General features: G+C 68.6%; 9 protein-coding genes. All 9 read right to left on the bottom strand.

Translation table 11 applies throughout. The annotated features are described in order from the left end of the window. On the bottom strand, positions 1–755 hold a 755-nt coding region (locus ACLN58_RS14690), incomplete at its 3' end, for a Rossmann-like and DUF2520 domain-containing protein (protein WP_415856005.1). 27 nt (positions 756–782) lie between these two features. Next, positions 783–1,301: a DUF3180 domain-containing protein gene (locus ACLN58_RS14685; protein ID WP_415856004.1), complete on the bottom strand. Its 519-nt coding sequence runs from the start codon at positions 1,299–1,301 to the stop codon at positions 783–785. Beyond that, positions 1,298–1,837 carry a 2-amino-4-hydroxy-6-hydroxymethyldihydropteridine diphosphokinase gene (gene folK / locus ACLN58_RS14680; RefSeq protein ID WP_415856003.1) on the bottom strand — a complete coding sequence of 180 codons (540 nt, stop codon included), beginning with the start codon at positions 1,835–1,837 and terminating at the stop codon, positions 1,298–1,300. The genes ACLN58_RS14685 and folK overlap by 4 nt, the downstream gene beginning before the upstream one ends. A 1-nt stretch (position 1,838) precedes the next feature. Then, on the bottom strand, positions 1,839–2,210 hold the full coding sequence (gene folB, locus ACLN58_RS14675) for a dihydroneopterin aldolase (RefSeq protein WP_415856002.1): 372 nt from the start codon (positions 2,208–2,210) through the stop codon (positions 1,839–1,841). An 11-nt stretch (positions 2,211–2,221) separates the two neighbouring features. Continuing rightward, a complete protein-coding gene (folP, locus tag ACLN58_RS14670) occupies positions 2,222–3,127 on the bottom strand; it encodes a dihydropteroate synthase (protein ID WP_415856001.1) in 906 nt (301 codons plus the stop codon). An 8-nt stretch (positions 3,128–3,135) separates the two neighbouring features. Next, positions 3,136–3,750, bottom strand: coding sequence for a GTP cyclohydrolase I FolE (gene folE, locus ACLN58_RS14665; RefSeq protein WP_415856000.1), 615 nt, complete (start codon positions 3,748–3,750; stop codon positions 3,136–3,138). A gap of 23 nt (positions 3,751–3,773) precedes the next feature. Then, entirely contained in the window at positions 3,774–5,900 is a 2,127-nt protein-coding gene (gene ftsH / locus ACLN58_RS14660; RefSeq protein ID WP_415855999.1) for an ATP-dependent zinc metalloprotease FtsH, read from the bottom strand. 456 nt (positions 5,901–6,356) lie between these two features. Then, entirely contained in the window at positions 6,357–6,908 is a 552-nt protein-coding gene (gene hpt, locus ACLN58_RS14655) for a hypoxanthine phosphoribosyltransferase (protein ID WP_415855998.1), read from the bottom strand. Positions 6,909–6,978: 70 nt separating this feature from the next. Further along, positions 6,979–7,633: tRNA lysidine(34) synthetase (locus ACLN58_RS14650; protein WP_415855997.1), on the bottom strand; the 655-nt coding region annotated here is incomplete at its 5' end.

The raw sequence follows: 7,633 nt of genomic DNA, 5'->3' as shown, positions 1-7,633 counted from the left end.
GCGAGCTCGGCGAGGGCCTCCACGTGAGCCGTCACGGTGCCCACGTCGCCCCGCGCCACGGGCCCCGTGAGCGCCGACTCCCCCGCGGCGAGCGCGTTGTCGAGCGATGCACGGAGCAGCGGGCCCAAGAGACGGTCCGGTTCCTCGACCCCGATGCGTGCGAGGATCTCGGCGGCCTGCGCGGCGATCGTCACGAGGTGATTCGAGCCGTGCGCGAGCGCGGCGTGATACGCCACGCGGTCGCCCTCGGCGATGACCACGGGTTCGGCGCCCATCTCGACCACGAGCGCCTGCGCGATGGGCAGCATCGCGGGATCGGCGGTGACCCCGAAGCGGCAGTCCATGATCCGCCCGAGGTCCAGGCTCATGCCCGAGAACGTCATGGCGGGGTGAATCGCGAGCGGGATCGCGCCGGCCGCGCGGACGGGGGCAAGGATCCCGACGCCGTGCCGCCCGGACGTGTGGGCGACGAGCTGGCCAGGCTGCCACGCGCCGAGCTTCGCGAGGCCCTCGACGAGCGGCCCCAGGGCGTCGTCCGGCACGGCGAGCAGCACGAGCTCCGAGCGCTCGAGGATGTCCGGGATCTCGAGGATCGGCACCCCGGGCAGGAGGGTCTCCGCGCGCTCCCGGCTCGCCTCAGAAACGGCGGAAACACCGACGACGGCGTGCTCGGCCGCGCGCAAGGCCGCACCGAGGACGGCGCCCACCTTCCCCGCACCGATGACGCCCACGCCAAGGCGGCCCGGGCGCGTCACGCGACGCTCCCCCGGCTGAGCGACGTTCTACGCATAGCCGCCCTCGGCGTCGCCCGTTCGGCTGGGACCGCGCTTGCGGCGGCCGTTCTCGCCCTCGTCTCCGTCCTCGGGAGGAATCCGGCAGAAGCGCTCGACGAGCAGCCCGATCGCGACCATGATCACGCCGCCGCCCATCATCGCGACCGCCTGAAGCACCACGGGGCTCGTGGAGCGGACGGTCCACACAGGGATCTGGTCCGCGATGACACCCGCGTGCCAGCCGAGCAGCACCGCCCCCGCATACGCGCATGCGTGCGCGAGGACCAGGGTCCGCGCCGCAAAGATGGGGTCGAGCATGCGCGTGCGCTTCTCGCTGTTCCGCCAGCGGAGCACGCGGATCCCGAGGACGAGGGTGAACCCAGCGATGACGGCCATGCTCCCCAGCGCACTGTAGGGGAGCACGGGGGTGACCGCCGACGCACGGTCCGACATCTCGGTCGCGCCGAAGCCGAGCAGGCCGAGCAGGATCCCGATGAGGCCCAGAGCCGTCAGGCGAATCGGCTTCATGCGAGCCCCTCGTCAAGCAGCATGTCGTAGTCCTCGATGCCCGAGGCGTCCGAGCAGTCCTCGAGGAGCTCGACGATCGGATGGCCCTCGAGCACCGCCGTCGGATCGATGAGCAGCCACGGGAACAGCACGAATGCGCGCTCCGCGGCGCGGGGGTGCGGGAGCGTGAGCACGGGATCGTCCTGGACGAGGTTGCCGTAGGTGATGACGTCGACATCGAGCGTGCGCGGGCCCCAGCGCACCTCACGCGTGCGATGGTGCTTGGCCTCGACGGCCTGGCAGTGCGCGAGCAGCTCGTACGGGCCCAGGGTCGTGACGACAATCATGACCATGTTGAGGAAGTCGGGCTGCCCCTCGGGGCCGCCCACGGCCTTCGTCTGGATGACCGGCGAGACGTCGACGAGACGAACCTCGGGGCGGTCGACGAGATCGGAGACCGCCTCGGCGAGCGTCTCCGCGCGCTCCCCCAAGTTGCTGCCGAGGGCGAGCACCGCGCGCGTGTACTCCGACGGCGTTGCGGAAGGGCCTGGGTTCATCTCACCTTCCTCGGAAGACTGTCACTGAAACGTCGCCGAACGGCACCTCGATGGGCGCCTTCGGCTTGTGGACCGTGACCTCGGCTGCGCTGATCGGGGGAAACTCCGCGAGGATCGTGTCCGCGATACGCACCGCGAGCGTCTCGATGAGATTCACCGGCTCCCCCGACACAAGCTGCGTGATGCGCTCTGCGACTTCCGCGTAGCTCGCCGTCGTCGCAAGGTCGTCGGTGGCGGCGGCCGTGGAAAAGTCGCTGTGCAGCACGGCGTCCACGACGAAGGGCTGCCCCTCGCGGCGCTCGAAGTCGAGCACCCCATGATGTCCGACGGCGGTGACGCCCCGGAGGGTGATGAGGTCGGCTCGGGTGCCCACTCGCCCCGACCTCAGGTCCTGGCCCGCGCGACGACCTTGACGGCGTCGAGGTTCGAGGCGACGTCGTGCACGCGGACGCCCCACGCGCCCTTGGCCGCCGTCAACGCGGTGATCGCGGCGGTCGCCGCGTCGCGCTGGTCGGGCGGGGCGGCCTTGCCGGCGGACGTGAGAAGTTCGCCCAGGAAGCGCTTGCGGGACGCGCCCACGAGCACACGATGGCCGAGCTCGAGGAACCGCTCGAGGCCCGCCACGAGGGCCCAGTTCTGCTCGCCCGTCTTCGCGAAGCCGAGGCCCGGGTCGACGATGATCTTGTGGTCGGCCACCCCCGCGGCGCGGAGACGATCGCGAACGCCCACGGTCTCGGCGAGCACGTCCTCGAGGACGTTGCCGTACTTCGTGAGGGAGTCCATGGTGCGGGAGTTGCCGCGGTTGTGCATGAGCACGTAGTACGCGCCGCGCTCCGCCACGAGATCGATCATGTCCTGGCTGACCTCGAGGCCCGAGACGTCGTTGATGATGAGGGCGCCCGCCTCGAGGGCCTTCGCCGCCGTGCCCGCGTGACGGGTGTCGACCGAGACCACGGCCCCGGCCTTCACGAGGGCTTCGACGACCGGGAGAACGCGGCGCTGCTCCTCGTCCTCGGGCACGTCCTCGGCGCCGGGGCGCGTGGATTCGCCGCCCACGTCGATGATGTCCGCGCCGCCGTAGAACATCCGGAGGCCAGCAGCGATAGCAGAATCCGCCGTCGTATGTTGCCCGCCGTCGCTGAAGGAATCCGGCGTGACGTTGAGGATGCCCATGACGACGGCGCGGTCCGTCGGGAGGGTTTCGAAGGTCGCCCTCGGGCGAGGCTTGCGGAGAACGGGGAGGGGCGATGTGTTGGGCCCGGTCCCGGGTGCTGCGGCGAGGGTGTCCATTGCGGCTGTTACCTTCCGAGAATGAGGCTCATGGCTTCGGCGCGGGTCGCCGGATCGTGTAGCTGCCCGCGTACAGCACTCGTGACCGTCTTGGCGCCCGGCTTTCGGACTCCTCGCATCGACATGCACATGTGTTCGCATTCGACGACGACGATCACTCCACGCGGCTTGAGGTGCTTCACGAGCGCCTCCGCCACGTCGGTTGTCAGGCGCTCCTGGACCTGGGGCCGGCGCGCATAGATGTCCACGAGTCGGGCGAGCTTGCTGAGCCCGGTGACGCGCCCGTCGTGCGAAGGGATGTACCCGACGTGCGCGACTCCGTGGAAGGGGACGAGGTGATGCTCGCACGTTGAGTAGAACGGGATGTCCTTCACAAGCACGAGTTCCTCGTGATCGAGGTCGAAGGTGACGCCCAGAACGTCCTCCGGGGTCTGGTGAAGCCCCGCGAACGTCTCCGCGAACGCGCGCGCCACCCTCTTCGGGGTCTCCCGGAGGCCGCTGCGGTCGGGGTCCTCCCCGACCGCAATCAGAATCTCCCGAACGGCCGCCTCGATCCGCAGAAGGTCCATGTTCGGATCGAGTTCGGACACGGCGGCAACATCGTCGTCGTCAATGTGGGTCACGGCATGATCCTAGCGGGGGCGCCTCACGCGCCCGCGCCGGTGCCGCCCGTGTGACCATCGTGCGGGGGCTGCGGACCGCCGGAGAAGTCCTGCTCGCCTCCGCCGTGGACGTGCGGGTGGGCCGTGTCGAGCGGCTGGTTGCGACGAGCCGCGGCCGCCTCCTCCTGGGCCTTGCGCTCGGCGTCCGTCGCCTCGTGGTCGTGGCGGGACTTCTCCTCGTGCTGCTCGCGCTCGCGACGCTCGTTCTCCGTCTCGACGGGCGGGATGTGCTGCACCGGGCGCGACTCCTTCGAGAGCCACACCTCGCGGAAGTCGCGCTTACGGATGTCCGTGAAGATCTCGGCGATCTCACGCTGGTTGAGGGTCTCGTGCTCGAGCAGCGAGGCCGCGAGGCGGTCCAGGACGTCGCGGTTGTCGGTGAGGATCGCGTAGGCCTCATCGTGCGCCTGGTCCATGAGACGGCGCACCTCCTCGTCCACGACGTACGCGACCTGGTCCGAGTAGTTGCGCTCGTGCGCGGCGTCACGGCCGAGGAACGGCTCGCCGCCGCCCTGCCCGAGCTTGACCGCGCCGACGCGCTCGCTCATGCCGTATTGCGTGACCATCATGCGGGCCGTCGAGGTGGCCTTCTCGATGTCGTTCGAGGCGCCCGTCGACGGATCGTGGAACACGATCTCCTCGGCGACGCGGCCGCCCATCGCGTAGGCGAGCTGGTCGAGGAGCTCGTTGCGCGTCACGGAGTACTTGTCGTTCTCCGGGACCACCATCGTGTAGCCGAGCGCGCGGCCGCGGGGGAGGATCGTGATCTTGGTGACCGGGGCCGAGTTGCGGAGCGCGGCCGCCACAAGCGCGTGGCCGCCCTCGTGGTAGGCCGTGATCTTGCGCTCGAGGTCCTTCATGACGCGGCTGCGCTTCTGCGGGCCGGCCATGACGCGGTCGATCGCCTCGTCGAGGGCGCGATCATCGATGAGCTGGGCGTTCGAGCGGGCCGTAAGGAGCGCCGCCTCATTGAGGACGTTCGCGAGGTCGGCACCCGTGTAGCCCGGGGTCTTCTTCGCGACGGCCTTGAGGTCCACGTTGCCTGCCATCGGCTTGCCCTTGGAATGGACGCCGAGAATCTGCTCGCGGCCCACGAGGTCCGGCGCCTCCACCGGCACCTGACGGTCGAATCGGCCTGGGCGGAGGAGTGCCGGGTCGAGGACGTCGGGGCGGTTGGTCGCGGCAATGAGGATGACGTTCGCCTTGGGGTCGAAGCCGTCCATCTCGACGAGGAGCTGGTTGAGCGTCTGCTCGCGCTCGTCGTTGCCGCCGCCGATGCCGGCTCCGCGGTGGCGGCCCACGGCGTCGATCTCGTCGACGAAGATGATCGAGGGCGCGTTCGACTTGGCCTGCTCGAAGAGATCACGGACGCGGGACGCACCCACGCCGACGAACATCTCGACGAAGTCGGAACCCGAGATCGAGAAGAACGGGACGCCAGCCTCGCCGGCGACGGCGCGAGCCAGGAGCGTCTTGCCGGTTCCCGGAGGGCCGTAGAGCAGGACGCCCTTCGGGATTTTCGCTCCGACGGCCTGGAACTTTGCGGGCTCCTGGAGGAACTCCTTGATCTCCTGAAGTTCCTCGACGGCCTCGTCGGCGCCCGCGACGTCGCTGAACGTCACTTGGGGCATGTCCTTCGTGATCATTTTTGCTCGGGATTTGCCGAACTTCATGACTTGGGAGCCGCCGCCCTGCATGCGCGAGAGCAGGAACCAGAAGAGTGCGCCGAGCAGGAGGACGGGGATGATGAGGGAGAGGATCGAGCCGAACCAGTTGTTGCCGGTCGGGACATCGTTGTAGGTCTTGAGGTTCGCGTTCTCGACCGCTTGGACAACCTCGCCGCCGCGCGGGTCTACGTAGTAGAACTGGACGTTCTTGCCCTTGTTCTGCCCGTTGTCGACGTAGTTGTCCTTGAGGACCATGTCGACGCGCTCTTCGCCGTTGTAGATCTTCGCGGAGTCGACCTTGCCGTCCTTGAGGAGCTGGATGCCAACCTGCGTGTCAATGGTCGCGCTGCCCCCCGGCGCCAGCGTTCCGAAGGCGATGAGGAGGAGGGCGATCACGACGAGGATCCAGATCCCAGGACCCTTGACGAAGCTTTTGACGTTCATGAACTCGGGGCCGAGCCCCGTCCCTTCTGTTGTGCCGCGGCGCCGCGTAGCGCTGAGGTCCCCTGCCCCTGCCTACATCTGTTGACGGGCAAGTACCGCATCAAGCTATACCGTTCGGACAACATCACGCACAGTCAAGGACAAAAGTTCCCCCGGCCGCTGTGCGCCGAGGGCGAACGGCGGGCGGGGCGGGGCGCCGGAGCACCGCGGAGCGCCGCGTGGTTGGCCAACCAGTACGCGTAGTGGACGGTCGGCGTCCCGTCTCGTGCCAATCCGTACGTGCTCAGCAGATTTCATAACCCACGTTGAAGCGAATCTCGCGAGTTCGCGTGGATACCGGATCGGTGACGGCGGGATCGGGGGAACCCCGGAATTCCGGGATCCTCAGGGCAACGAGGGCGGGGTTCCTTCCAGTACGCGTACCGGAAGGAACCCCGCCCTGAAAAAGTTGGCCGCCTACTCGTAAACGTGCGGCGCGAGCGTGCCGACGAAGTCGAGGTTGCGGTACTTCTCCGCGTAGTCGAGCCCGTAGCCGACCACGAACTCGTTGGGGATGTCGAAGCCGACGTACTTCACGTCGATCTTGACCTTCGCGGCGTCCGGCTTGCGGAACGCCGTGCAGATCTCGACCGACGCAGTGCCCCGGGACTCGAGGTTCGTCTTGAGCCACGAGAGGGTCAGGCCGGAGTCGATGATGTCCTCGACGATGAGCACGTGCTTGCCCATGAGGTCCGAATCGAGGTCCTTGAGGATGCGAACCACCCCCGAGGACTGCGTCCCGGAGCCATAGGAGGAGACGGCCATCCAGTCCATCGTGACGTGGCTGTGCAGGGCGCGGGCCAGGTCCGCCATCACCATCACGGCGCCCTTGAGCACGCCGACGATCAGGAGGTCGCGGCCCTCGTAGTCCCTGTCGATGCGCGCGGCGAGCTCGGCGATCCGCCCTTGGATCTGCTCCCGGTCGTAGAGGACGTGCTTGAGGTCTGCTTGGACGTCGTGAGAATCCACCTGCGCTCCTGGAACTCGGGTCTCGACGCGAGCCGGTCAGTCCCACAGGGGCCTGTCCCGAAACCCGGCGTCAGCGGTGCGATACAAAGACTAGCTTCCCATACTCGATTCCGGGCGCCGCATCCTTCCGGCGTGGCTGGCGATGCACGCTCACGTGCCCAGGCACTTCGACGGGACCCGCGGAACCGCGCCGTTCGAGGAGGCGGTCGACAGCGGCAAGTCGCTCAAACGTCGGCTGCCCCCCGAGCTCGATCACGGCGAGAGCGAGCACGCGGCTCCTGATCGCGGCCGGGAGCGCCCGAACCGCCGCGCCGGGCAGGAGGACCGTGGCCTGTCCGGGCCCCATGCCGCCCCGGTCAACGAGTCCCGCATAGACGCGCTCGGCCTCGGCGTCGAGATAGTCCGCGTCCTGCCCCAGAATCGACGCGGTGCGCGCAAGCCCCTCCGCGACGCCAGGCCCGAGCTCCGCCTCGAGGAACGGCATGATTCCGACACGTACGCGAGAACGCATGTATCGAGAATCCCCATTGGTCGGGTCGAGCCACGGCTCGAGCCCCTCCGCAGCGCAGACCTCGACCGTGTCGGCGCGGCGAAGGCCCAAGAACGGCCGGATGTACAGTCCCCGGGCGGAACGCATGCCGCCGAGGGAACGCGTTCCCGAGCCGCGCGCGAGCCCAAGCAGCACCTGTTCGGCCTGATCGTCGAGCGTGTGGCCGAGCAGCACC

It is taken from the genome of Sinomonas sp. G460-2 (assembly GCF_047759905.1).
Lineage (GTDB): Bacteria > Actinomycetota > Actinomycetes > Actinomycetales > Micrococcaceae > Sinomonas.
This window is presented reverse-complemented; position numbering and strand designations above follow the sequence as displayed.

Coding starts and splice junctions, on each gene's coding strand:
- ACLN58_RS14685 (WP_415856004.1), bottom strand. CDS start 1,301: ATGAAGCCGATTCGCCTGACGGCTCTGGGCCTCATCGGGATCCTGCTC.
- folK (WP_415856003.1), bottom strand. CDS start 1,837: ATGAACCCAGGCCCTTCCGCAACGCCGTCGGAGTACACGCGCGCGGTG.
- folP (WP_415856001.1), bottom strand. CDS start 3,127: ATGGACACCCTCGCCGCAGCACCCGGGACCGGGCCCAACACATCGCCC.
- ftsH (WP_415855999.1), bottom strand. CDS start 5,900: ATGAACGTCAAAAGCTTCGTCAAGGGTCCTGGGATCTGGATCCTCGTC.